29 protein-coding genes are annotated in these 25,112 nt (G+C 35.0%); 8 read left to right on the forward strand and 21 right to left on the reverse strand.

The window, feature by feature from the left end; translation table 11 throughout:
• The first annotated feature begins 2 nt into the window (after window positions 1-2).
• The gene (locus CN288_RS00165) at window positions 3-1,754 is read left to right on the forward strand and encodes an SgrR family transcriptional regulator (RefSeq protein WP_026590745.1); all 1,752 of its coding nucleotides are present in this window, start codon (window positions 3-5) and stop codon (window positions 1,752-1,754) included.
• Window positions 1,755-2,016: 262 nt separating this feature from the next.
• Here CN288_RS00165 and CN288_RS00170 read toward each other — a convergent pair whose 3' ends face one another.
• Together CN288_RS00170 and CN288_RS00175 are read right to left on the reverse strand one after the other, a co-directional pair.
• Window positions 2,017-2,571: an NAD(P)H-dependent oxidoreductase gene (locus tag CN288_RS00170; protein WP_026590746.1), complete on the reverse strand. Its 555-nt coding sequence runs from the start codon at window positions 2,569-2,571 to the stop codon at window positions 2,017-2,019.
• Between the two features lie 52 nt (window positions 2,572-2,623).
• The gene (locus CN288_RS00175; RefSeq protein WP_098301647.1) at window positions 2,624-3,202 is read right to left on the reverse strand and encodes an ester cyclase; all 579 of its coding nucleotides are present in this window, start codon (window positions 3,200-3,202) and stop codon (window positions 2,624-2,626) included.
• 169 nt (window positions 3,203-3,371) lie between these two features.
• On the opposite strand from CN288_RS00175, the gene CN288_RS00180 reads away from it, so the two are divergent.
• Window positions 3,372-3,710 carry a winged helix-turn-helix transcriptional regulator gene (locus CN288_RS00180; protein ID WP_026590748.1) on the forward strand — a complete coding sequence of 113 codons (339 nt, stop codon included), beginning with the start codon at window positions 3,372-3,374 and terminating at the stop codon, window positions 3,708-3,710.
• Window positions 3,711-4,275: 565 nt separating this feature from the next.
• Here CN288_RS00180 and CN288_RS00185 read toward each other — a convergent pair.
• The 7 genes from CN288_RS00185 to CN288_RS00215 all read right to left on the reverse strand — a co-directional run bounded on the left by CN288_RS00185 (window position 4,276) and on the right by CN288_RS00215 (window position 9,232).
• A complete protein-coding gene (locus tag CN288_RS00185) occupies window positions 4,276-5,478 on the reverse strand; it encodes an MFS transporter (protein ID WP_090691295.1) in 1,203 nt (400 codons plus the stop codon).
• 294 nt (window positions 5,479-5,772) lie between these two features.
• The gene (locus tag CN288_RS00190) at window positions 5,773-6,351 is read right to left on the reverse strand and encodes a TetR family transcriptional regulator (RefSeq protein ID WP_026590750.1); all 579 of its coding nucleotides are present in this window, start codon (window positions 6,349-6,351) and stop codon (window positions 5,773-5,775) included.
• 280 nt (window positions 6,352-6,631) lie between these two features.
• Window positions 6,632-6,946, reverse strand: a complete 315-nt coding sequence (locus tag CN288_RS00195; RefSeq protein WP_026590751.1) for a DMT family transporter — start codon at window positions 6,944-6,946, stop codon at window positions 6,632-6,634.
• 2 nt (window positions 6,947-6,948) lie between these two features.
• On the reverse strand, window positions 6,949-7,305 hold the full coding sequence (locus tag CN288_RS00200) for a DMT family transporter (RefSeq protein ID WP_026590752.1): 357 nt from the start codon (window positions 7,303-7,305) through the stop codon (window positions 6,949-6,951).
• Between the two features lie 79 nt (window positions 7,306-7,384).
• Window positions 7,385-7,963: a TetR family transcriptional regulator gene (locus tag CN288_RS00205; RefSeq protein ID WP_141527910.1), complete on the reverse strand. Its 579-nt coding sequence runs from the start codon at window positions 7,961-7,963 to the stop codon at window positions 7,385-7,387.
• A gap of 184 nt (window positions 7,964-8,147) precedes the next feature.
• Complete coding sequence (locus CN288_RS00210; RefSeq protein ID WP_098301649.1) at window positions 8,148-8,603, reverse strand: N-acetyltransferase; 456 nt, start codon at window positions 8,601-8,603, stop codon at window positions 8,148-8,150.
• Window positions 8,604-8,737: 134 nt separating this feature from the next.
• A complete protein-coding gene (locus CN288_RS00215; RefSeq protein WP_098301650.1) occupies window positions 8,738-9,232 on the reverse strand; it encodes an Lrp/AsnC family transcriptional regulator in 495 nt (164 codons plus the stop codon).
• Between the two features lie 204 nt (window positions 9,233-9,436).
• On the opposite strand from CN288_RS00215, the gene CN288_RS00220 reads away from it, so the two are divergent.
• Entirely contained in the window at window positions 9,437-10,348 is a 912-nt protein-coding gene (locus CN288_RS00220; protein WP_026590756.1) for a DMT family transporter, read from the forward strand.
• Between the two features lie 258 nt (window positions 10,349-10,606).
• On the opposite strand, the gene murQ is transcribed toward CN288_RS00220, so the two are convergent.
• The gene (gene murQ / locus CN288_RS00225) at window positions 10,607-11,491 is read right to left on the reverse strand and encodes an N-acetylmuramic acid 6-phosphate etherase (protein ID WP_026590757.1); all 885 of its coding nucleotides are present in this window, start codon (window positions 11,489-11,491) and stop codon (window positions 10,607-10,609) included.
• A 387-nt stretch (window positions 11,492-11,878) separates the two neighbouring features.
• Window positions 11,879-13,006, reverse strand: a complete 1,128-nt coding sequence (locus tag CN288_RS00230; protein WP_098301651.1) for a cation:proton antiporter — start codon at window positions 13,004-13,006, stop codon at window positions 11,879-11,881.
• 241 nt (window positions 13,007-13,247) lie between these two features.
• Between CN288_RS00230 and CN288_RS00235 the strand changes: the two genes are divergently transcribed.
• The gene (locus tag CN288_RS00235; RefSeq protein WP_026590759.1) at window positions 13,248-14,651 is read left to right on the forward strand and encodes an amino acid permease; all 1,404 of its coding nucleotides are present in this window, start codon (window positions 13,248-13,250) and stop codon (window positions 14,649-14,651) included.
• Window positions 14,652-14,793: 142 nt separating this feature from the next.
• Here CN288_RS00235 and CN288_RS00240 read toward each other — a convergent pair whose 3' ends face one another.
• From CN288_RS00240 to CN288_RS00265, 6 genes are all read right to left on the reverse strand, one after another.
• A complete protein-coding gene (locus tag CN288_RS00240) occupies window positions 14,794-14,997 on the reverse strand; it encodes a hypothetical protein (RefSeq protein ID WP_026590760.1) in 204 nt (67 codons plus the stop codon).
• Between the two features lie 305 nt (window positions 14,998-15,302).
• Window positions 15,303-15,908: a DedA family protein gene (locus CN288_RS00245; RefSeq protein WP_026590761.1), complete on the reverse strand. Its 606-nt coding sequence runs from the start codon at window positions 15,906-15,908 to the stop codon at window positions 15,303-15,305.
• A gap of 10 nt (window positions 15,909-15,918) precedes the next feature.
• Complete coding sequence (locus CN288_RS00250) at window positions 15,919-16,200, reverse strand: YkvA family protein (RefSeq protein ID WP_026590762.1); 282 nt, start codon at window positions 16,198-16,200, stop codon at window positions 15,919-15,921.
• A 245-nt stretch (window positions 16,201-16,445) separates the two neighbouring features.
• The gene (locus CN288_RS00255) at window positions 16,446-17,003 is read right to left on the reverse strand and encodes a spore coat protein (protein ID WP_026590763.1); all 558 of its coding nucleotides are present in this window, start codon (window positions 17,001-17,003) and stop codon (window positions 16,446-16,448) included.
• 99 nt (window positions 17,004-17,102) lie between these two features.
• Window positions 17,103-17,882, reverse strand: a complete 780-nt coding sequence (locus CN288_RS00260; protein WP_026590764.1) for a DUF2935 domain-containing protein — start codon at window positions 17,880-17,882, stop codon at window positions 17,103-17,105.
• Window positions 17,883-17,901: 19 nt separating this feature from the next.
• On the reverse strand, window positions 17,902-18,273 hold the full coding sequence (locus CN288_RS00265; RefSeq protein ID WP_026590765.1) for a VOC family protein: 372 nt from the start codon (window positions 18,271-18,273) through the stop codon (window positions 17,902-17,904).
• A gap of 111 nt (window positions 18,274-18,384) precedes the next feature.
• Between CN288_RS00265 and CN288_RS00270 the strand changes: the two genes are divergently transcribed.
• The 3 genes from CN288_RS00270 to cotJC all read left to right on the forward strand — a co-directional run bounded on the left by CN288_RS00270 (window position 18,385) and on the right by cotJC (window position 19,570).
• The gene (locus tag CN288_RS00270; RefSeq protein ID WP_026590766.1) at window positions 18,385-18,600 is read left to right on the forward strand and encodes a spore coat associated protein CotJA; all 216 of its coding nucleotides are present in this window, start codon (window positions 18,385-18,387) and stop codon (window positions 18,598-18,600) included.
• Between the two features lie 8 nt (window positions 18,601-18,608).
• Complete coding sequence (locus CN288_RS00275) at window positions 18,609-18,872, forward strand: spore coat protein CotJB (protein ID WP_026590767.1); 264 nt, start codon at window positions 18,609-18,611, stop codon at window positions 18,870-18,872.
• Between the two features lie 128 nt (window positions 18,873-19,000).
• Window positions 19,001-19,570, forward strand: coding sequence for a spore coat protein CotJC (gene cotJC, locus CN288_RS00280; protein WP_026590768.1), 570 nt, complete (start codon window positions 19,001-19,003; stop codon window positions 19,568-19,570).
• Between the two features lie 42 nt (window positions 19,571-19,612).
• On the opposite strand, the gene CN288_RS00285 is transcribed toward cotJC, so the two are convergent.
• On the reverse strand, window positions 19,613-20,284 hold the full coding sequence (locus tag CN288_RS00285) for a DUF421 domain-containing protein (protein ID WP_026590769.1): 672 nt from the start codon (window positions 20,282-20,284) through the stop codon (window positions 19,613-19,615).
• A 570-nt stretch (window positions 20,285-20,854) separates the two neighbouring features.
• Between CN288_RS00285 and brnQ2 the strand changes: the two genes are divergently transcribed.
• Window positions 20,855-22,174 carry a branched-chain amino acid transport system II carrier protein BrnQ2 gene (brnQ2, locus tag CN288_RS00290; RefSeq protein ID WP_098301652.1) on the forward strand — a complete coding sequence of 440 codons (1,320 nt, stop codon included), beginning with the start codon at window positions 20,855-20,857 and terminating at the stop codon, window positions 22,172-22,174.
• A gap of 42 nt (window positions 22,175-22,216) precedes the next feature.
• Here the strand turns inward: brnQ2 and CN288_RS00295 are convergent, their stop codons facing one another.
• The 3 genes from CN288_RS00295 to CN288_RS00305 form a co-directional block, all read right to left on the reverse strand.
• Complete coding sequence (locus CN288_RS00295; protein ID WP_026592778.1) at window positions 22,217-23,221, reverse strand: ABC transporter permease; 1,005 nt, start codon at window positions 23,219-23,221, stop codon at window positions 22,217-22,219.
• Between the two features lie 3 nt (window positions 23,222-23,224).
• Window positions 23,225-24,085: an ABC transporter permease subunit gene (locus CN288_RS00300; RefSeq protein ID WP_090691256.1), complete on the reverse strand. Its 861-nt coding sequence runs from the start codon at window positions 24,083-24,085 to the stop codon at window positions 23,225-23,227.
• Window positions 24,086-24,193: 108 nt separating this feature from the next.
• On the reverse strand, window positions 24,194-24,928 hold the full coding sequence (locus CN288_RS00305) for a YwaF family protein (RefSeq protein ID WP_098301653.1): 735 nt from the start codon (window positions 24,926-24,928) through the stop codon (window positions 24,194-24,196).
• Between the last annotated feature and the right edge of the window lie 184 nt (window positions 24,929-25,112).

Below are 25,112 nucleotides of genomic sequence, written 5' to 3' on the forward strand. Positions count from 1 at the left end.
ACATGAAAGTGATGGACTACTATATTCAACTACGATTGCATGATCCAGAAAAACAGTACATACATAATAGCTTGCAAGAACTAGCCGATATTTTATACTGCAGTACAAAAAACGTGAAAATTGTACTTAGAAAAATGACTGAAGAAAAGTTAATTACGTGGATACCAGGACGTGGACGAGGAAATAAAAGTGAAATTCTCTTTCACCATACCATTTCAGAAATAGTTATTCCCTATGCCGAATTCCTATTACAACAAGATAAATTAAAGGAAGTATTTCTTCTTTTGAAAGAACCGTTTCCTATTTCCCTTCGAAAAGGTTTAGAAGACAAACTACAACAACATTTTGGATACAGACCTTTAAACGATATGTATGACGTGTTAAAGATACCTTGTTCGAGAAAGATATTACCGCTTGATCCAGCATTTGCAGCTGTCACAACAGAGGGTCACCTCATTAGTCAAATTTTTGATACGTTAGTTGTTTACAACTACGCCACAGAAGAAATTGAGCCACATCTCGCTCATACTTGGGAAGTGAGTGATGATCAACTTACATGGACTTTTCATTTACGCAAAGGCGTTCAATTTCATAATGGAACCATTTTATCTTCTAAAGATGTTCAATTTTCATTTGAAAGACTACGGTGTGTTCACTCTCCCTACGCTTGGCTAACAGAAGAGATTGTACAGATTGGAACACCATCACCATTTCAAGTAAGCTTTCATTTGCGAAAGCCAAACTTGTTTTTCCTACATTATGTAAGTTCAATACAATTAGCTATTCTACCTCATGATGCAGAAATACAGAATCATCATTATATCGGGACAGGCGCATTTCAATTACATTGTTATGATGATGATCAAGTTATATTAGAAGCATTTGCCGATTATTTTAAAGAACGTGCTTTACTTGATCGTATTGAATTTTGGCGGATTCCGGAACATGCACAAATACATACACATTATGAACTGCCAAATACTGAACATACAAAAGAACACGAAGTACAAATAGAAGAAACCGGCTGTATATATGCTGCATTCAACTTTACAAAACCCGGTCCCCATCATGATATTTATTTTCGAAAAGCTTGGAGAGAGCTATATGATGTTGAATCGATTATTCGCGATTTACAAGGAACGCGCACAATTCCCGCATTCAGCTTCTTTCCAGAGAGAAGTCGGATAGCAGAAAAACAATTCTATTCTTTACAGAAGGCTAAATATTACTTACAGAAGAGTACCTATCAAGGTGAAACTATACATATGTATTTCTTCTCCTTTAAAGATAGTGCCCGTGATGCCATCTGGCTAAAAGAACGTTGCCAAGCCTTAGGCATACAAGTGGAATTGCACCCTTTTCCAGTCTCAGACTACTCGGATCGTTCTATTGATCAACACGCAGATATTATTTTAATGGGAGAAGTTTTGAATTCAGATATAGAAATAGCTTTTCTCAATATATTTAAAAGTAAAAGCTGCTTTATTAATCGATTTATGCATTCCCACTACAAAAAGCAGATTGATTGTTTACTAGATACGTTCTTAGCAGAAGAGAATAAAGAAAAGCGCTATAAACTTATGTATGAGATTGAAGATTTTCTTCAAACAGAATATATTGTTCTATTTAATTATCATGTTTTTAAGAAGAAAACATATCCCTCTTCTTTGAAAAACGTAACAATTGACTCTTTTGGTTGGACCGATTTTTCAAAGCTCTGGATTCATCCTACGGAATCAGCTAAAGAGTATTGAAATCAAATTAATTAACTATTTATATATCCATGTTATATTTCCGACATATAAGTCGCATTTATGAAAACAAAAGAAGTTCTTCACTCATTTTCTCCTTCTGTTTTCACATGACATGGGGCTAAATGATCGGTCCCCTTCCCCTCTTAAAAGAAATGGTTTTATGTCGATCTTTCAATCCGCATTTATATAATATGAATAACTTGCATAACCGTAAAACCTCAATTTGAAGATTGAGGTTTTACTAGCTATTTATTTCTAAAATTCAGAAAATGTTTACCACTTCTTTTAAATGCATTTCAAGTTCTTCTAAAAACGTATCAATGTTAGGGTTTTTGACTACATCATAGCACGCAAAACTCTTTAAAGGTTTCATGCCAATAAATTTCTGCACTCGGTGCAAGTGACTGATTGCTTCTTCTAAATTCTCACCCTCAAAAAATTGCGAAGGATCTTGAAATGCTTTCTTGGTTGCATTCCATGTAGTAGAAAACATATATTGTTTCTCTGTTAGTAATCCTCCTGTGCCATATTGATCTGCCCCTTTAAAAAACAAACCATACTCATAGACTTCATCCATATACGTTTTAAATAACCCCGGAACACTAAACCAATAGATTGGCGTTTGATAGATTATAATATCTGCCCACAAAAATTTTTGTTGTTCTTCCTTAATATTGTATCCATCTTGGATAATCGTTGTTTTCACATGATTCTTTTCACTTAGTAAGCTGACCATGTGATCAACCAATGTTTGATTTAATTTCCCTCCGTCTGCACTATATTTTTGATGACCATTTATGATTAATATGTTTTTCATCGTGTTTCTCTCCTTTATCTTTATTGAATTTTATATTTACATTCTCTATTATTTAATTCTCAGCTACTACTCCAAGTTGTTGCATAAGAGTAAGATTATCTTCTAAATGCCAGTCTTCAGTAATTTTCCCATCCTTAATGCGCAAAATATCTATTGCAAGAAAGTTAATTGGCTTTCCATTATGTGTTCCTGTAAAGGATAAACGAGCTGTAACCTTATCACCAACCACTAATAAATCCTCGATCGCGCAATGTATATCCGGAACAACTTTACGAAAGTTTTTTGCAGCAAATGCTAAGCCTTCGGGACCTTGCGGGCGTCCTTTTGGCAACGTATTATCAAAGAATTTCTCTGTAACGGTTTGTGGAATAAGATCCGCATTGCCAGTATTCCAAAATGCATAAAAACGTTGGGCTGCATGAATCATTGCTGTAGCTTCTTTTTGACTTAATGAAGGATCGATTGTCATTGTCTTAGGTTCTGGCATGTCTTTCAACAACTGAATTTCACTTTTAGAAGTAGACGTTTTTGTATTACTGCATGCAGTAAACACGGTACCGATTATGACAATGCAAATTACAAGGAAACTAAATGACCACCATACCTTTTTTGTTCCATTTTTCATTTTCATTATAGTCACCCCCTTAGTTTAGAAATCATTTGTGGTTCCTAATACTATTTTATATGTAGTAATTTCCCTTTTGGAAGTAGTGATATTTTTTACATATAGTTACTAAAAGGATAGTTTTGTGATACTATAAAGCAAATCAATTCAAAAAAATTTTATGGAGGCTATTTCCATGAGCAATATAGATCCGATTGTATTAACGAAAGGTTCACCTGGTATACCTTGTCCTATTGCAAAAACACTCGACGCAATTGGAACAAAATGGACATTTTTAATTATTCGTGATCTTCTTATTGAAGGAACATTGCGATTTAGTGATCTACTAAAATCAATGGATGGTATCAGCCCAAAAACACTTTCACTTCGCCTTAAAGAATTAGAAAGTCAAGGTATTGTAACGAGAACGGTATATCCTGAGGTTCCTCCCCGAGTGGAATATACTCTCACGGATAAAGGGAAACAATTGGAAGGTATTTTTATCGAATTAAAGCGCTTTGGGCTCACTTTATAAAGTAGGGGATTTCTTCATCACCCACTGATTATTAGCCCTCACCAATCGGGCTTTTACGGGCAGTTTATCTCCCACCGAACATTCTAGCCACTGGCACTGGACAATGCTTTAGCTGAATTTTGAGGTGGGAGTATTACTGCCCGCATAGTGAGATAAAATAAAAAGGAGATGACAGCCTATACACAAATATGCGGCGGTCAATCTCCTTTGTTATTTATCTTTGATTGATAGGAATGCTTAATTGCTAGATACAAAACATTCGAATTTATAATCGGAATTATAAATTCAAATCAAAAAACAAGAGATGTTTTTTGATTTGAATAGCATTCTGGAAAAGAGTAATTATGAAATCGTTTTATATTTTAAGATTGAATCTGGCAAAGCAATCCATGTTTTTACTTCCTCTCTATATCATTTTTAGCTCTTATTATCAATCTATCACCATGTTGAAAAATGGAAATCCATTCCAGAACCCCTATAATTTCACAAAATCCCCCTTCAAGTTCTAAGGGGCATTTTGCTTATTTTCAGGCTATATTTCAAAATTCACTTTACTTATTTTTCATTATTTCGCTAAACTTTCTGCCAACTGTTTTTCTTTCCACATGAATGTAATACCAAGACCAATAGCCATAATAAGAGCAGAGAAAAGGTACGGGTAATGAATGTTTACATCAAATAGTATTCCCCCCATAGCCGGTCCAACGATATTACCTAAACTTGTATAAGTTGAGTTCATCCCAGCAACAAAGCCTTGCTCTTTCCCAGCTGATTTTGATAAAAATGTTGTTAATGCCGGGCGAAGTAAATCGAATGCAAGAAAGATAAAACACGTTACAGCCAGTACTACCCAAAAATTAGAAACTAATGTAGATACGACAGCTAATATTGCACCTGTAATCAAACATAATTGAATCAACATTTTTTCACCAAGTATATCTACTAGCTTTCCAAATAAAAATACCTGTACAACAACACCAAAGATTGAGCTTATTGTAATAATGGTAGCAATATCCTTCGGTGTGAAACCAAATTTATGATCAGAAAACAGACTAAAAACAGTTTCATATGCTGATAAACCGAAAGCAAGTACAAATACAATAACAAATGCGATAAAGTATACCGGACTTAGGGACTTTTTTAAATCTCTCATAAAGTTTGATTGCTTCGTACTAGCAGAAATTTCTGCTAGCTGCTGTGCTGTTAACGGTTCTTTCAGAATAAATATGGAAGAAACGCATGCAATAAAGGCAATGGTTGCCGCAAAAAAGAAAGGCACGCGTATACCATATTCTGCAATAAACCCGCCGATGCCAGGCCCAATAATAAAACCAGTACTGATGGCAGCAGAAAGATATCCCATCGCTTTTGGCCGTTCTTGAACAGATGTAATATCTGCAACATATGCCGTAACACCAGGCATAATAAAGGCAGCACTAATTCCTCCTAACATCCTTGATATATAAAGGACCGATACATGCGTTCCCAAACCAAAGATAAGTTCTGAAATACCAAAAAGAAATAATCCAATTATGATAATTTTCTTCCTGCCATAACGATCGACCCAGCGCCCTGTTAATGGCGACATCAGTAATTGCGCCACTGCAAATACGGCAACAAGATATCCCATCGTTTTTCCTGATAATTGCATAATATTCATAAATGACGGCATAACCGGGATAATGAGACCAATTCCGAGAAATGCAATGAATATATTACTAAGAAGAATGATTAATACCATTTTTTGTTCTTTTATTGATTTCTTCATTTATCAACACCTCTTTCTGTAAAAATCATTGATGTGAAATCCTTCCCGCTAATGATATCCACGAGGGTTTTTGTTAGCGAAAATTCTTCCCACCCCCTACAAATAACGGGATACAACAAAATCACTGATTGCTGAAACATTATATCTTCCATATGGATGGAAGAATGAAATTTACTTATCGTATTTACCTATGCCTTTCTTTTTCATAAAATCTCTGCCCTGAAATGACTGATTTTCATTCATTTCAGGTGAAGTGAATCCATCTCTTTGCTATAAATGGATTCACCTAACAGCTTATTCACGAATATCCAATGCATGTGTTAAAAAGTCTAGTACTTCAGCTTTCTGAAGATTGACCTGATCGTCCTGTTTATGATCATATAAATAAACTTGCTCTGCTGCGGATTCAACAAGAGCGATACATAACTTTGCAGTTCTTTCCACATGAATAGAATTACGAATTACGCCTAAATCTTTTGCTTCACTTAAGAATTGACTTAACCACATATAAAGAGGCTGATATACAGCTTCCCATTCTTTTATATGTTCAGTGGACGCAAGACCAGCATACATTAATGCTTGTATTTCACGATTTTCCTCTATAAAGTCAAAAACAGCATCTATCACTTGCATAACTTTCTTTGAAAAAGGTTCATTATTTTGTACCTTTTCTTTTACTGCATGTATCATCTTTTCAACCATAACTTCTGCAATTGCAGGCATAACAGATAATTTAGAAGGAAAATACAAATAGAAAGTCCCCTGGGCAATGCCAGCCAATTTTACAATGTCAGAGATCTTTGTTTTTTCAACCCCTTTTTCCTGGAACACTTCAATAGCTGCATAAACAATTTTCTCTTTTTTATTCATTATCTGAGTCCTTTCACACACGTATAGAACGACTGTCATTCATTCTATATGAAATTTTATTGTACTGTCAACAATAGAGCCGAATCTAATGTGAATTTTTCTAATATACTGTTTTTTGGGTGGCTGAATCAAATTATAAAAGCGGTTATTACGATTTTGATAGAAATATTAAAGAGAGGCACACCCTAGATGATTCACCTTTATCTCTCCATGAAAAAATCTCCTGATAGAACTTAGAAGATTGTTCTATTAGGAGATAAAATCATACATATATTTCCCCTCTTTAAGAAAGGGCCTTTAATCCCGTAACTCCGCATACAATAAGAGCCACACTGATAATTCGTGCCTTACTTTTTGATTCTCCAAATAGGAACATATTTAACAAGACGGCGCCCGCTGTTCCTATACCAATCCAAACTGCATAGGCAACACTTACCTGTAAAAATAGGAAGGATGTGTATAAGAATGCAAAAGAAATAGCAAATCCACCTATATAAATGACGCCATTTGTTACTGATTTATCTTTACTATACATTTTAAGACCGATTACACCAATCATTTCACTAATTGCGGCACAAAAGACGAAAATCCATCCCATCCTTAAGCAGCTCCTTTCATAACTTCTTCTTGTTTTGCTTCTTTGTTATCAGCTAACTTCAAGCCAATAACGCCAGCTACTATCATAACTATAAAGAATAATTTTCCTAGACTAAAACTTCCTCCAAAAAGAAAAACGTCCATCAAGAAAGTTCCTACAGTTCCAGCTCCGGCAAAAACAGCATATACTGTTCCTGTCGCAAGATGTTCACACGCTTTAGACAGCATTTGGAAATCAACCATAATGATTCCTACAATTATCATCCAATGCCACCATGCGTGTGCAGTATTAAAACCAAACACCCAAAACACTTCAAAAATACATGTTAATATTACATATAACCAAGCTTTATTTTTCATAAATTACCACCCTTTATGACTGACTATCATTCATTTTTCTTTAAAAAAATTTATCCATTATGTTACAACCAATGGATATTTATTTTCTTATATGCAATGCATGTGTTAAAAAATCCAAAATTTCAGCTTTTTGTAAATTAGCTTCCTCCTCTTTTACATGATCATATAAATAAATTTGTTCTGCTGCTGATTCAACTAAAGCAATAAAAAGTTTTGACGTTCTTTCAACATGAATAGAATTCCGTACCCCATTAGCTTCCTTCGCTTCTTCTAAAAAGCGTTTTATCCAAATGTAAAGAGGTTGATATACACTCTCCCACTTTTTTATATGTTCAGTTGATGCTAAACCAAGATATATTAATGCCTGTATTTCGTAATGTTCCTTTGTAAAATCAAAAATTGCATCTACGATTTGCGAAAATGTCTCGAAGAAAGAAGAGCTATTTTTTGTTTTTTCTTCAACTGCACGTATCATCTTCTCAATCATAACTTCTGCTATTGCAGGCACTACAGATAGTTTTGACGAAAAATATAAATAGAAGGTTCCTTGAGCGATACCAGCAGATTTCACGATATCTGAAATCTTTGTTTTTTCAATTCCTTTTTCCCTAAAACATTCGATAGCAGCGTATACAATTTTTTCTTTTTTGGACATTATCTACACCCTTTCACAAAAATGACTGAATGTCATTCATGTATATTCTACATGAATGATTTATAAAATGTCAATCATCCATTTTTATTTTTTATACCTCTTTTTGTTCGTAGCTAGACTTATAGAAACAACACATACTCAATAGTGATACGTTCTCGCTGAGTATGTGCCCCATACGCTCTAACATTCACACCACATACCGAATCATCGCAACTTCATCACAACAATCAAATTTCGGACAATGTCTACAATCCACCCACACTTTTTCAGGTAACAACTTCTTATCAACAAAATCAAAACCACACTTCTGAAAAAATGTAGTTTCATACGTTAAGGAAATAACTCTTCTTACCTTTATTTTAGAAGCCTCACTCACTACATGATTGACTAACATACGTCCTAACCCTTTACCTGCATATGTATCTGATACGACTAATGAGCGTATTTCTGCAAGGTCTTCTCCTAAAACATGTAATCCAGCAACCCCTAAAATTTTCCCTTTTTCTTTTACAACATACAAACTTTGCAAGTGTTGATACAAAGATAAAAGAGAACGTGGAAGAACAACTCCCTCCTTCGAATATACTTCAATTAAGTTATATATATCTTTCACATCACTTGTAATCGCGTTACATATTTGCATAATTGATCCCCTTAAATTAAATATTTATAACCTTTTTATGTATATTAATTCATAAATTTATATAATAATACACCCACTCCTTACTCACGTCAATTATTATTCTGAATTTTACATATAAAAAACAAGTACCGCTCTCATTCAGTACTTGTTTTCGAATTTCTTATCGGTAATACTGTAGAATACTTAATTTCACGAAGCGCTAAGCTCGTTTGTATCTTTGTAATTCCAAGCTTATTTAACTTTCTAATAAAACGCTCAAGTTCCTTACGATCTCTGTTTGCGACCTTTAGTAAGTAATCATACTCCCCTGTTAAACAATGACATTCCAATACTTCCGGCATAGATTCCAGTTCCCTTTCCAGTACTTCAAGTTTTTCAGATTGATGAATATTTGTGCTCATAAAAATAAAGCATAATAAATCGAATCCAAGCTTTTCCTGGTTTAAAATGGCAACTTGTTTATCGATGAAGCCTTCCCCTTCTAACCTCTTTATTCTTGCATGCATTGCAGCTGGTGATAAATTAACACGACGTGCAAGTTCGGCATTACTTACCTGTGACTCCTTTTGTAAAATATCTAAAATTTGTACGTCCAAATCATCTACCATTTTAATAATAGATGCCTCCATAAAAATCCCCCTTTTTTCTTACCGACGATTCTTCGGAAAAATGTATAATAATCTCAGTAAAATTAAATAAAGTTTCGTAATTATACCATCTAACAAAACATTTTATTGAATTTTCACCATTATACAAAAGAATGTATTAGATAACAAAGAAAAATGCTAAAATTATTTACAATTCATTCTCACTTTTACAAAGGGGTTTAAACGATGCCTTATTTTTATGTCTTTTTACTACTTCTAACAAGCTTACTATGGGGGGGAAACTTTGTCGTTGGAAAGTCACTTGTAGATCATGCTTCTCCAATGACGCTTACAAATTTAAGATGGATCATTGCCGTTCTTTGCTTATTACCAATTGTCTGGTTTAAAGAAAAGAAAATTCTCCCACCGCGCGCCGCAATTCTTCCCTTACTACTTATGGGAATCACCGGTGTTGTTCTCTTTAATATTTTTCAGTTTTTAGCGTTAGAGCAAACTTCGGCAACAAATGTAGGGCTTATTTCTACACTAAATGCGATTTCAATTGCAATCTTTTCATCTTTATTCTTAAAGGAAAAAATCAATACACTTCAAATCTTATCTATGATTTTTTCTTTTTTTGGTGTAATTCTCGTCCTTTCAAAAGGAAATATCGCACTGTTATTTTCATTACATTTTAATAGCGGAGACTTGTGGATGATGGCCGCAGTTTGTATTTGGGGTATCTATTCTGTTTGTAGTAAATGGGCAACAAAAACAACTACACCAATGATGGCAACTTTGTATTCTGGTATTTTTGGTGTCATTATATTGCTTCCATTTAATATACCAAGCTTTACTGTTTCCAATATTAATGCTTCATTTATCACTTCACTACTATATACAGGTTTAATTTCAACTGTAGTCTGTATGGTGTTTTGGAATATTGGCGTTCAAAAATTAGGAGCAACTACATCAGGTATCTTCCTAAATTTCAATCCCATTTTCACTGCCATTTTAGCGTTTCCTTTCTTAGGGGAAGAACTAACTTGGATACAAATTGTAGGCACATTCATCGTTGTTACTGGCTGTTATTTATTTTCCCATTTTAAAGCAGTTGCACATCAGCCTAGCCAAACTTTAGTACGGCAACACTCTTAATAGATAAATATCGCCATTATCTTTAACATAATGGCGATATTTTTACACGCTTCATTTTTTTCATCTCATTTCTTTTCAATAGTGCTGTTCTTCTGCTGGCAATAAACACTCTGTCGCCTTTCCAGTATCACCACCTTGAATTTCCCAGCGTTCTAGAATAGAAAGTAATTTTGATTTATAATTAAAGTTTTTGCTTCTCTTTACAGCTTCTTTGCATTATGTATTTCCTTTCGTGTCATTTCAATAAATCCCACTTCTTTATAGTGTCTTTTTCACAAATCCTTTCGCATCTGTTAATTTTTCAAGTGCTTCCCCATATTCGCACTGCAGTAATATCATGACAATTGCAGCTTTCACATTACGCTTTGCTTTCTCGTAATATACTGCCGCTTCTTTATAATCTACTCCTGTCGCCTCCATAATAATTCGCTTGGAGCGCTCAACTAATTTTTCATTTGTTGATTGCACATCAACCATTAAATTCTTATAAACTTTTCCTACCCCAATCATCGAAGCTGTTGAAATCATATTCAGCACTAATTTTTGTGCAGTTCCGGCCTTTAAGCGTGTAGATCCTGTTAACACCTCTGCCCCTGTTTCTATTTCCACGCTCATTTTTGCAAATTTACTTATTTCTGCCCCTTTATTACAGGAAATGCTAGCTGTACTTGCACCAGCGGAGTTTGCATATTTCAATCCGCCAATTACATAAGGTGTTCTACCGCTTGCAGCAATTCCAATAACAGTGTCCTTATCATTTAACTGAATAGCCTTTAAATCCTCTACTGCCAATTCTTCTCGATCTTCAGCACCTTCCACTGCCTTCGTAAACGCTTTTGATCCACCTGCGATAAATCCTTGTACCTGTTTCTCATCTGTTCCAAATGTCGGTGGACATTCGGCAGCATCTAAAACTCCTAACCGCCCACTTGTACCAGCTCCGATATAAATTAAACGACCACCATTTTGAAAAGATGTGATAGCACTTTGTACAATTTTTTCGATATGCTCAATCTCTTTTTCTACCGCTATAGCAACCTTATAATCTTCTCGATTCATTGTTTGTAAAATCTGCTTTATACTCATTTCATCTAAATTCATAGTATTTTCATTACGATGCTCTGTCGATAAATTTTCTAGCATTCGCTCACCTACTTTGAAATTTCATTTCACACCTTTATTACATCCTCGCGAAATTTAAAATCGAATATTCGAATATATTTTATGGGATTTCATTTCTTCTTATAACAAAAATGTGTCTATTTCATGCAAAAAAGGATGAGGTTTCCCCCACCTTTTCTGATTTCAATTTTCCTAATCGTTCTGCTGTTTCTCTTGTTTGCTTAATTTAGAAAAAATTTCTGCATTTCTATTATACCCAGCAACCTTTTTTAGCTGGTGAAAATTGATTCCTCTGATTTTCTATTTTAGATAGTAACGTTGACGATTTCACTATTCAACCTCCATTGCTAGCGGTTGCTTTTATTTTAATGAAAAAGAACTTATCAACAACCGATAAGTTCCTTTCGCTTATACAAAATACTTCTTCAATAATGGCGGCGTAATAATCGTTGTAAGTATAACAACAATGACAATTGAAGTGAAACTTTCTTTCGCCAATAAATTCGCTGTTAATCCATTAGCTGCGATAATCAGTGCCACTTCTCCGCGTGATACCATCCCAGCTCCAATGCTAATCGAGGATTCCAAATTAAATCCTGTTAACCTTGCGCCTAATCCAGATCCCACTAATTTCGTAAGAATTGCAATAATTGTCATGATAGTGATAAACCAAATTTGGTTTCCAATCCCTTGAAATGTTATTTCCATACCAATGCTAACAAAAAAGATCGGAACAAAAATCGCATACGCAATCGGCTCTATTTTATGTTCTACTTCATGTTTATATGTTGTTTGGGAAATTGAAATCCCCGCAGCAAATGCACCGATAATACCAGCAATCCCCATTTTTTCACTATAGTACGCAAATGAAAAACAAATAATAAGTGCTGCACTTATTAATGCCTCCGATACTCGAAGTGGTACCAGCATCCTCATAATCCACGGAACAACTTTCCAGCCAATAAAAACAATACTCACGAAAAAGATAATTTTCTTAGCGATGACAAGTGTAATATTCACATCTTGCGTGCCTAAAAAACTCATCACAAAAGCTAATAAAATGACAACGATAACGTCATCAAACACCGCAGCTCCTAAGATTGTTATACTTTCTCTTGTATTCATTTTTCCTAAGTCACGTAATGTCTGAACAGAAATACTCACCGATGTTGCACACAGCAATAATCCTAGAAAAATGGCATGTGATTGTAACATCCCAAAGGCGAGTCCTGCCAAATATCCACCGAGAAAAGGAAAAATGATACCTCCCATCGCTACCGCGAATGAAGATTTCAAATTACGATTTAATTCTTCTAAATCCGTTTCGAGCCCTGCCATAAACATAAGTAACAAAACACCAATCTCACTCAGTTCATCAATAAGTTCAGAGCTATTAATAATTCCAAAGACAGCAGGTCCAATAATAATTCCCACAATTAATTTCCCTAACACCGATGGCTGGCCAAGCCGGGCGCTAATATCGCCAGCTAATTTCGTACAAAGTAAAATAACGACAAGTTCAAAATAAAATAACATAGTATCTTCTCCTACTAAAAAATGCTTATATTCTTGAAGATAGTTTTCCCTTCCAATCAAAATTTTATTTTTCATATTTTTATTTGACAAAATATTCTGAATTATAATAAAATGACTACAGCAATTCTAGAGTTTTTATAATCCATACACAACTGTACCTCTATTCACTTACATACTCTTTTACAATGGGCTCGTATTATATTCGCAGTTGTGAAAATCAAGGAATGAGAGGGGAGTCCAAGTGAAGTCACTATTACGAAAAAAGGCACTTACTACTGAATCACCAAAACAATTACAAAGAACATTAACCGCATTAGATTTAACCTTCTTAGGTATTGGTGCTGTAATTGGGACAGGTATTTTCGTTTTAACAGGAATCGTTGCGGCCAAGCACTCTGGTCCTGGTATTATGTTATCTTTTCTTATTGCCGCATTTACCTGTGCATGCGTAGCTTTCTGTTACGCAGAATTTGCTTCTTCTATCCCTATGTCAGGAAGCGTTTACACATACGCATATATGACAGTTGGAGAAATTGTTGCTTTTATCGTCGGTTGGTGTTTAATGCTTGAATACTTACTAGCAGTTGCAGCAGTAGCCGTAGGATGGTCAGGGTATTTACAATCGTTACTTTCCGGATTTAATATTCATCTACCTGCCATTATCGCCTCGGCCCCCGGGACGGGAAAAGGCGGAATAATCGACTTACCAGCCGTATGTATTTTACTTTTGATTACACTCCTTCTTAGCTTCGGTGTACGCGAAAGTGCTCGCATTAATAATATTATGGTATTAGTTAAATTGGCAGTTATCATCGCGTTTATCGTAGCAGGTGCAAAGTACGTCAAACCTGAAAATTGGACACCATTTTTACCATTTGGATATGATGGAATTATTACAGGTGCAGCAACCGTATTTTTTGCTTTTCTAGGATTTGATGCCATTGCAACTGCTGCTGAAGAAACGAAAAAACCACAGCGAGATTTACCCATTGGAATTATCGGTTCCCTTCTAATTTGTACGGCACTATATATGATTGTATCCTTTGTTTTAACTGGAATGGTTCCTTATACACAGCTAGATGTTTCAGATCCAGTTGCTTTCGCTCTTCATTTTGTTGGTGAAGATACGATCGCTGGGTTATTAGCTGTCGGTGCAATGACAGGAATGACAACTGTTCTTTTAGTCGTTATGTACGGACAAGTTCGTGTTTCTTATGCAATGAGCCGTGACGGACTACTTCCAAAAGCATTATCTCGTGTGAATCAACGAGTGAAAATTCCTTTATTAAATACATGGATTACTGGAATTGTAGCTGCTTTATTAGCGGGTCTATTAGATCTACATCTACTTGCAAATTTAGTCAATATTGGCACATTGACTGCCTTTATATTTGTTAGCTGTGCTGTACTCATTTTGCGGAAAACACATCCAAATTTAAAGCGAGGATTCCGAACTCCATTCGTACCGATATTACCAATCGTTGCAATTTGCTGTTGTCTCTATTTAATGATTAACCTTTCCGCAACAACGTGGAAAAGTTTTGCTGTTTGGCTTGTTATTGGGCTATGTGTATATTTCTTCTATTCTAGACGCAATAGCCATTTACTGACTAAAGAAAATACTAGTGAACAAAAAGAAGCATGAAAAAACAGCTCGCCATATTAGAGGCGAGCTGTTTTACATTCGAGGTTTTTCCAGTAACGTTTGTAGAATGAAAAATATGCTTATGCAAGCTGTAAACCAATTGATACACAAGCTTCTATGTTCGCATACTCATTCCCCTTTACTATTTTGCTTCTTTCTTTTTCTTTCTCCATACATTTAAACTATCAAAGAAAAAGTTAATAAACAACGTTCCTAGGCCTGCTAATAAAAAAGTCATTAAAAATAGAATCCAGATGCTTTTGTCTTTCAAAAAATAATATCCAACAAGGAGCACAACTGCAGTCCATACATACTCAAGAATTCTTTTTAGCTTTTTCTGTTCCAAAATATTCGCTCCCTTAATGTTTTATCTACTTTTATTCTAACACGAATTCATATATCAGCGGAATCACTCTATATATCGGCGATTCGGCACAACTCATCAATTTTTCCACAATAGACAATATGAACTCTTACTATGAAAAAAAAGCTTGTCCCAGAATTCTTATAGAAATCACGACGATTAATTGTTGCCTCTTTTTCATTTATTGTCCCATTTACAAGTAGATATGATGTTGATTAGCCCTGCATGGAATACAAAAGGATTTAGATCTATAATCTAGAACAGGCATTAAATAGTCTCATCATCTTTTACATAGATTCCGCTTTATCTCTCTTTTTCACAAACTTGAAAATGAATATTCCTATTACAATGAGACAAACAACTCCTAGTATCGGTAGCGTATATTGTTCGACCATTGCCCCTGCCTTTTTCCAATGAGGTCCTAACTTCAATCCGATATATATATATAGCGTCGTGAGCGGTAACATCGCTACAAATGTGTATATGCTAAATTTCCAAATGTTCATTTTCGCCATCCCACATGGAACTGAAATAAGCGTACGAACTCCTGGAATAAAGCGCCCAAGAAACGCCACAGCTGGTCCATATTTTTCAAAGAAATGATCTGCTTTTTGAATCTGTTCTTCCTTAATAAAAAAGTATTTCCCATATTTCAGTAATAACGGTCGACCACCATAATAACCGAGTGCATATAGTGTTAGAGGCCCCGTCGTTCCTCCAACCGTTCCAGCTAATACCGCAAGCCAAAAGTTCATATCTCCTTCATATACCCAATACCCCACAAGCGGCAGCACAATTTCTGCTGGAATAAACTCAAATGTTAATGCTAGAATGACACCAAAATAAGAAAACTGCTTTAAATAGTCAATTACATCTAAAATAAACTGCTCCATTTATTAACTCCTATCCTTTATTTAAATTATATTTTTCTTGTAAGTGCTTCGGCGCCATTTTCACAATTCGCTGCAAAATAAATAAGACAACAGCAATATCATCTAATACACCAAAGAATAGTAAAAAATCAGGGATAAGATCAAATGGAAACATGACATACCCGATTAATAAAGCAATGGATAGGATTTTCTTCTGCACTGCGACTTCTTTTGATGTAAAAAAGTCATATAGAAATGGACCAAACTGGCGAAGATGAAGCATAAATCGAAATCGGTTTATAAACTTTTTCACTTTTCACCTCTCCTTTTCTGCATACAAAAAGGACCTTTACCAAATATAGTAAAGGTCCTAAAAAAGACAATAAGGGGCCTTTACCATTGCCGGTAAAGGTCTCACTAACAACAAAGATGTTGCCAATAAAGCCGAGGGTTTCTCCCTGTAATGACGACTTTATTGTGATAAGTTACTCCCCTTTATATACGCAATCTTATAAAATTACCTTAAAATATTTGCTAGAACTTGTCAATCTTTTTCAGTTATCCTTCATGAAGTGGCTGATACATACTTGCTATGGCTTGCATTTCAGAACTTGGTGCTGGCGATAGTTGATAATATCCTTTTTTCACCATATACTGCCAAATATCATAAGCATGATGACTACTGTTTAAGAAGGTATTTTCTAAAAGCGTTCTTAGCTCTGGATTCGCACACTCTAATAAAGAACCTGCACAATTAAACGCAGACGACTTTTGATTCAGTAAATATCCAAGTGCGATTGACCGATCATTAGGAAGCTGCGCAGCCACGCTTGGTGTAACGGGGGAATATTGTTGTGAAGGTGACTCTGTATAAGAAGCTAATACTGGTTTTAATTTAGACGGCTGAAACTTTGATATATTGGGAGGTGACTCACTTTGTATAAATTCCACCTTCAAATTATAATCTTGCACATGAAGAGGAAGATGCTTCTGTAACATTTGTTTCAACTCCGTATCCTGTGCTTGCTGTATATATGTAGACATCGTATTAATTGTGTTATAGTCTCCTGCTATCAGTTCACTTAAGTCCCGTAATTCATGCGTTGCTAATTGCATTCCTATTCCTCCCTTCTATAAATTCCTTTCTAGCATCTCCTAAAAAAACAAAAATACCATATAAAAATCCACATCTCTGCGAATTTTTATTAGTATGAATTAAAGTGGATTACACTTTGGTGTCTCTAAGCCAGAAGCTTGTGCCAGTTTCAATAAATAATAACATTCTTCCCTTGCCATATGGTCTGCCATTCTTGCAGAGATGATGCTTAATACTTGATTAGATATTCCCAATTCCTCTAGCTCGTGAAGAAAATGAGAAAATAATTTCAATTCCAATGCAACATCTTTGGTAAATTTCTTTAGGGCTGGAAAAGAGTGTAGTTCTGTCCGTAAGTAACCCGTCATTTCCACAGCTTTCAAGTAGAATTGTTCAAAGTGCTTTTCATATTTCTCGCACTTCTCTTTCAGTCGTTTTTCGACAAGATCTAGCCCACCTGAAATGGAACCTGCATGCCCAGCTGCATCCGTTAGCCAAACGAGATGATAATGTAACTCATGAAAAATAGGTGGCACTTCTCCTTTCATTAAATACTCTAACACAGTTATATACTCTTCCACTTCGTTCACCATATGGTTAAGAAAAGTTGGTGTAAAATGAATTTTGATTTTTCCTTCTAGCTGCTTTTGTATAATACTCAGCTTAAATTTCCTAATTCCCTCTGCGGCTTCGTGTGCATCTTTCGCAAATGCAATTAAATTTACTGTATGGATATTGCTGAGGAACCTATCAAATATTTGGACAAAATACATCGCTTTTTGAATATCTTCTTTTTCATTTGGAGCTAAAGCATCTAAAAGAAACTGGGCGTGATCACCAAGAACCTTTAGCCAAAATTTATGTTCAAACAATGCATTTTCTTCATACGTGCTATTCATCCCATTAACTCCTCCTTACTTACTCTCTCGGCTCAATTAAAATTCTATACCCATCAGGATCATGCACAACAATCCCCCTTCTCTCCGTGTTACATCCCTTTAATTCTTCAAATGACACACAATAGAATTCTAATTTTTTCCGCACCTTTTCTATATCGTCAAATGGCAAATTAACATTTATATAAGAAGATAATGCCCTGCCGACAGCCTGATCTTTGTCTCGATTTAAAACGAAGCAAATTCTCGTTGCATCAACATCATACCAAACACCAGGCACATGTAATTGCGGACGGTGTCTACTCGGTTTAAACCCTAAAACCCCTTCATAAAAGTATAAGGTTTCCTTTAAATTCCTCACTTCTAATACAATGTTATTTGTAATCGTCTCCACATATACCTCCCCCTTGTCCCTACTAGTTTTTCTATATGAGTCATAAATGACAATTATGTCTGAATACAATACATAGTGATGAATATTTTACTTGTAAAGGAGGCTTATATTATGGACAAATTTATGAAATCTTTCACACCTTACCATGGCCCAAACGATCCTTGTCCGCCTATTGGAAAGAAATTTTATTCAACTCCTCCTCATTTATATATGGGATTCCAGCCACCAAACTTACCTCAATTCCCGCCTAACGAAGCGTTAAGAAAGGGCACTTTGTGGCCTGCTTTCTATGATTTTTATGAAAACCCTTATAAGAAAGGAAGGTGAGAGAATCCGTGGCTCAAACATTGCCAGATGAATATTATAAGTGGATAGAAGAGCTGCAAGAACTCGATTTTGTATTAGTCGAACTCACGCTTTATTTAGATACTCATCCAGATGATGTTACAGCTATCAATCAATTTAATGATTTTTCCTATAAAAGAAGGTTGCAAAAGCAAAAGATTGAGGAAAAGTATGGTCCACTTCAACAATTTGGTAATAGTTATTCTAAAGCCCCGTGGGAATGGAGCAAAGGTCCATGGCCATGGCAAATATGAAGTGAAAATCGAATCAGTGGGGGTTTTATCCCCCACTCATAATCAATCTTCACCTAACTTTTTTCTTTTGCTAAATTTTAAGATCGGAGTATTACCCTCCATAAATAGCGGGATAAAGGAGATAAAATATGTGGATATATGAAAAAAAATTGCAGTACCCTGTGAAAGTAAGTACTTGTAATCCAGCACTTGCTAAATTATTAGTTGAACAGTATGGCGGCGCAGATGGCGAATTAGCAGCTGCTCTCCGTTATTTAAACCAGCGCTATACCATTCCTGATAAAGTAGTCGGTTTACTAACAGATATCGGCACAGAAGAATTTGCTCATCTTGAAATGATTGCAACAATGATTTATAAATTAACAAAAGACGCGACCCCAGAACAGATGAAAGCCGCTGGGCTGGATGCTCAGTACGCCAATCATGATAGTGCACTATTTTATCACAATGCAGGCGGCGTTCCATTTACAGCCACATACATACAAGCAAAAGGGGATCCAATTGCAGATTTATATGAAGATATTGCTGCAGAAGAAAAAGCAAGAGCAACATATCAATGGCTCATCAATTTATCAGATGACCCTGACATAAATGATAGTCTTCGTTTTTTACGTGAGCGCGAAATCGTTCATTCCCAACGTTTCCGCGAAGCTGTTGAAATTTTGAAAGAAGAACGCGATAAGAAAATATATTTTTAACTATTTTGTGCACATACCAAAACAGTATGTGCACGTTCCCTACTAATATTTTTGAATATAAAGACTCCCTCCTTTACTCCATTCCGCATAACATACTTCTTTCAAATCTGTTTTCTGCTTCTTTAGCTCTTTTTGCAGCCATACTTCATGTAACCCAAACTTTTTTAAATTGTATGTAATAAGCTCCCCGTCGCTAATAAGAAGGATCGGCAATACATTTTCCTTCCCTTTTATTTTCAAATCTTTTCTTGTTGGCATATCTACATCATATTTTTTCATCACACTTATCGATCCATCATTTTCTAAAACTGCAAACGCTACATCTTGCAAAGAAAATATATCCTTTGCACGAAGCAAATGCTGAAGTTGATCAACATCTAAACGATTTTTCTTCATTTCGGTCCAATCTAACTTTCCATTTGCAATTAAAATAGATGGTTTTCCCTCAAGGAATAAACGAGCTTTTCTCCATTTTTGCGTAATAATTTCTGTAGTTAATATGAAAGCTCCCCACACAATAACGGAAAAGATAATCCTTCCTATATGGGCATCTTTATTATAAATAGCATCCCCTAAAAAATTCCCTAAAACGAGTGCTGAAATAAAATCAAATGGTGTAATTTGACTTATTTGCGTTTTCCCAAGGATTTTAACGACAAAAAATAACACAACATACCCAAATAGCAGTTCAATAAAAATTTCTACATAATCCATACTCTGTCACCTTTCTTTATTTCACACATTTTTATCGCGCTATTCGCAGACAGTGACACCTTCACATCATCATTTAGAAAAAGAAACTAGACAAAATCCCCTCACTAGTTAAAGTTTTACTTTCTTAATCCAAAACAGCTTTACACGTAGTATGCCACCTTAAATGAGAAAAATATAAAGCGAAACTTGAATTAATCAGCACCCATCGGAATTTCACAAAAAATCATCTCCCACCTACCCTCTTAAAGAAAAGTGGAAGTGGCTCGTCCAGAATGTGAGGGGATGGAGCTTCTAACGTAGAGGTGTTTTTTACCTCGCAGGAAGAAGCGAAGCCACCGAACATTCTAGCCACTGGAACTGGACAATGTTCTCTATGAATCTTGAAATAGGAAGATTACTGCTCTCACATAGCGGGATAAACGTATAATTATCCAACTTAACGCATTATTTTTAATTTTTTTTAAAATTCCCTGTTGCTTTCTAGTCATCAGACGATTAAAATTAAAACAGTTACTCGACAAATTATTTGAATTTTCGACAAAAAAAGATTCTTAGGAGGATTTTCTATACATGCGTACAACTTTAAAACCATCGCAAATTCTCTCAATTAGCTTATTGCTATTTGCAGTTTTTTTCGGCGCTGGTAATATGATTTTCCCACCACTTCTTGGGCTTTCTTCAGGAGAAAACATGTGGGTTTCTATTTCAGGATTTGTCATTACAGATGTTGGTTTATCGTTATTAGCAATCGTTGCTGTTGCCCTTGCAGGCGGTAGCTTTAACAACTTAGCGAGCCGTGTTCATCCAAAATTCGCAGCAATACTAGCTATTATTATCTACCTTTCAATTGGCCCACTATTTGTTATTCCACGAACTGGATCTGTTTCTTATGAGATTGGAATCGCACCACTTTTCCAGGACCAATGGTATTCCATGTTACTGTTTAGCCTTATTTTCTTTACGGTTGTTTACTTCTTATCATTAAACCCATCCAAATTAGTTGATCATATTGGAAAAATATTAACACCAATCTTACTTGGAATTATTGCAGTTATGGCAACAAAAGCAATTCTGTCTCCAGCGGGAACACCTATCCCCCCTGTCGGCGACTATAAAGAAATTCCATTTTTCAAAGGGTTTTTAGAAGGATTCTTAACATTAGATGCGATTGGCGCTCTCGTTTTATCGACAATTGTCGTAAATGCGATTCGTCAAAATGGTGTTGAGGAAAAAAAATCTATTGCAAAATACACAATTCTTTGCGGAAGTATTGCTGCTTTCTTCTTAACAATCGTTTATTTCTTACTTGGATATATCGGAGCATCAAATGGGAATTTAGGACAATTTGAAAATGGTGGACAGCTATTAGCAACTATTATGTACCAATTATTTGGGACAAGCGGTAATATTCTGCTAAGCATCGCCATTATATTTGCTTGCTTAACGACAGCCATTGGTGTAGTTAGTGCATTTGCCAATTATTTCACAAATGTATTAACCAATGTTTCTTATAAAAAGCTTGTCTTATATGTTTGTATTTTTAGCTTTATCGTTTCAAACCTAGGACTCAACTTGTTAATCAAAATTACGTTACCTGTGTTAATCATTCTTTATCCAATTACAATCATCTTAATTTTTGTATCATTTATTGATAAATATACGAAACGTAAACCATCTGTATACATCGGTGCAATGATTGCTGCATTCATCATTAGCTGTATTCACGCGCTTGATAATGTGGGAATGATGCCACATGCGATTACATCTATTGCAAGTACAATTCCTTTTTACAAATTAGGGATTGGTTGGATCGTCCCAGCAATTATTGGAGGTATTGTAGGATACTTTATTCCGCAAACACAAACAGAAGGTAAAGTTTCTACGAAATAAAAAAAGAAGCAAGCATTCTAACAAGTGCTTGCTTCTTTTCTTTTACATCGTATGTTTAAATGTAAATAACTCTTCTTTAGGAAGTGAAACCTGCTGCACCTCTTTTACTCCTTCTTGTTTTTTCCTTTCACCTACTCTTACTTTCGCGATTGCATCCTCTATACTTCGTGCAATCATATTCCCTGAAAAAATAGTAAGTCCAAAGAAAGTAATCGGTACGAGTGGAATCCACGGATGCACTGTTAGGGATCTAAAATAGACACCTATTAAACCTGACCATTCATGTGTATAAGAATCTAGTTCTTTATCCATTCCACCAAACTGTACCGTCCCTCCAAAAAATACTTCAAGTAATCCTAAATGAAGAAAAAGAATCAGTGTTTGAATAAACTGCTGCATAAACACAAGTACAAACGTCATATATAAGTGCGGAAAAACATGTTTCATAACAATATGCCGCTTACTTCCTCCTAGTATACGAGCAGCATCTATAAACTCTTCCTTTTGTAATTTCCGCACTTCATTCGCAATATAGAGAGAAATTGTAGGAATTGCAAGCACAATAAACAGTATGACTTGAAATGATGCTCTCTCAAAAAAACTTGATGTTTCTGCTCCATTTTCAAAGCTAGTCGCAAACCGAAGTAAAAAATATGCAATCATGACCGTTGGAATTACTGTAAAACTATCAAAAAAAGCTTCAATTTTTGAAAAGCCTCTTTTTATATAAGTTCCTAATATTATGCCAAAAAACACACCTATTATCATACGCATGATAGCAATAAAAGCAGATATACCAATCGTCCATTTTGCACCCTCAATAACTAAATTTAAAAGATCATAACCTTTTCGATCTGTTCCAAGTAAAAACTGCAATGAAGGCGAAAATGGTGGCACTTCTGGATTTCCTTGTGCATCATACTGCAAAGATACTTGCCGAATCTGTCCATCATTCCATATCGTATTTCCAATGCTTACGAGAACTAATACAATGAGAAATAAACTACTGATCCAAAACCTTCTATCACGCTTTATATATTTCCACATCTCTTACGCCCTCTCTTTCATCGCATCCGGAACGAAGTAATGAAACGACTTAAATAAAATAAAAATTGGGATGTAAATAAGTAAAACACCGATTGTAAACATCTCAATCGCTGGATAGTCTTTAATGAATATAAAAATACCGTGCGTATTAAAAAGCCATTCGATAATATATAAATTCGATAACATGAACCAAATATTCGTTTTCGCAAAAAACAGTGTACTAAGCAATACGTTTCGTACAACATGATGATTTAAAATATAAAAACGTTCCAATCCTTTTGCCTTCGCAAATAAAACATAGTCTTTTTCTAATTCTGTTTCAAAGCGAAGCAATAATAACTTGATAAACATAATCGTAGTTGGGATACTTAAACAAATAATCGGTAAGCCCCGAATTGATTCTCCCCCTAGTGCGGCAATTTTCACCGGTAAAAAACCTGTCTTTTGAAAAAACCATACGACAATAATTTGTGATCCAATAATAAGAAGAATGTCTGGAATAGACTCAAGAAAAAGAAGAAATGATTTGATACGATTTTGTATGTGCGGACGACTTCTAATTATGATATAAACAATACCAAAAGCCATACATAGAGAAATAAAGAATGAAGCTAAAAAAATAACCATCGTTTCTTTATAATGGACGAATAGTTGCGGAAATAACGGTTTATTCATCCCATATGTTAAGTTTGGAAGATCTATCAGTTTGATAGCTAACATCTTTACAGCCTGTACATACTGTGAAAAGTTAATATGCAATCCTTCAAATAATTTTGGAAGAGCACCTAAACAAATGATTCCTATAATGGAAAGGATCAATTGCACTGTAATATCTACCCCATTTGAAACGACCTTTCTTACCATTTTTCCCCTTCTCTCTATACAAATTTCCATTCTATTTATATTCTGTTCTATTTTATAAATAATTTTCAGAATTGTAAATATTTTCTATACAAAAAAAGAATCGCTAGATTAAGATTCTAGTGATTCTTTTTGTATCCGTTTTTCATTGCTAGCAAATGGCATATACAAAAGTAAACAGCCTATAAACGCAACAATTTCTAATGAAATAATATAGTATGGATGCGGTCCTAACATATCAAGTAATGAAGCTGTTTCAGGTTTATGTGCTAAAAACATATAATTGCCACCGGTTTCATAATTCACAAACGAAACGATTGGAATTAATAGATTTAAAAAAATCATCGTACGCTTGATTGAGTGAAAAGTCGGCCTATATCCTTCTACCCATGTCATAAAGAGCGGTGCCCATATTAATAATACATGTGCAATGAAAAATTCTATGAAGCGAAAATGCGGGAAAGCATACTGTAAGTTTGGCGTTAAGATTGCTTGTGATGCACCAATGATCCCCGTAAAAAAGACGATTTCGTATATTTTATAACTTTTTGTAATAACCATCATTGTTGCTAATAGTAAGCTAATCGTGCATAGTTCAAATGGTAATGATGTACTCAACTGAAAAATCCCAGCCTTCACTTGCCATACATCAAGCCCGATTTCACTTCCAATGAATAAAAAAGCTATCGCATAGCGAACCATCTTATTCCATTTCTCTTGACGAAGTAGATCTTGAAAATGATATAGAAAATACACTCCTATACCGATAAGAAGAAGTATAATAACATGTTGTTTTGAGTATGGAACAAACGGTTCTAATGGAACTGCTCGAAAATAAGTTTCCATTTTTCTCCCTCCTTTCCTTCATACAATATTATTGTAAGAAAGAAAAGGCTCGTCAATGAATTTGCTTACTTACAAAACAAACCTCGCTTATCCCATACAATCTCAGCCTAATTTTTATTAATCTGTAAACCTTACAAAACTGTAATGTTATTGTAAGCTAAAAAGATTTGTCATATTTCCCTTC

The organism is Bacillus sp. AFS023182 (assembly GCF_002560575.1).
Lineage (GTDB): Bacteria > Bacillota > Bacilli > Bacillales > Bacillaceae_G > Bacillus_A > Bacillus_A arachidis.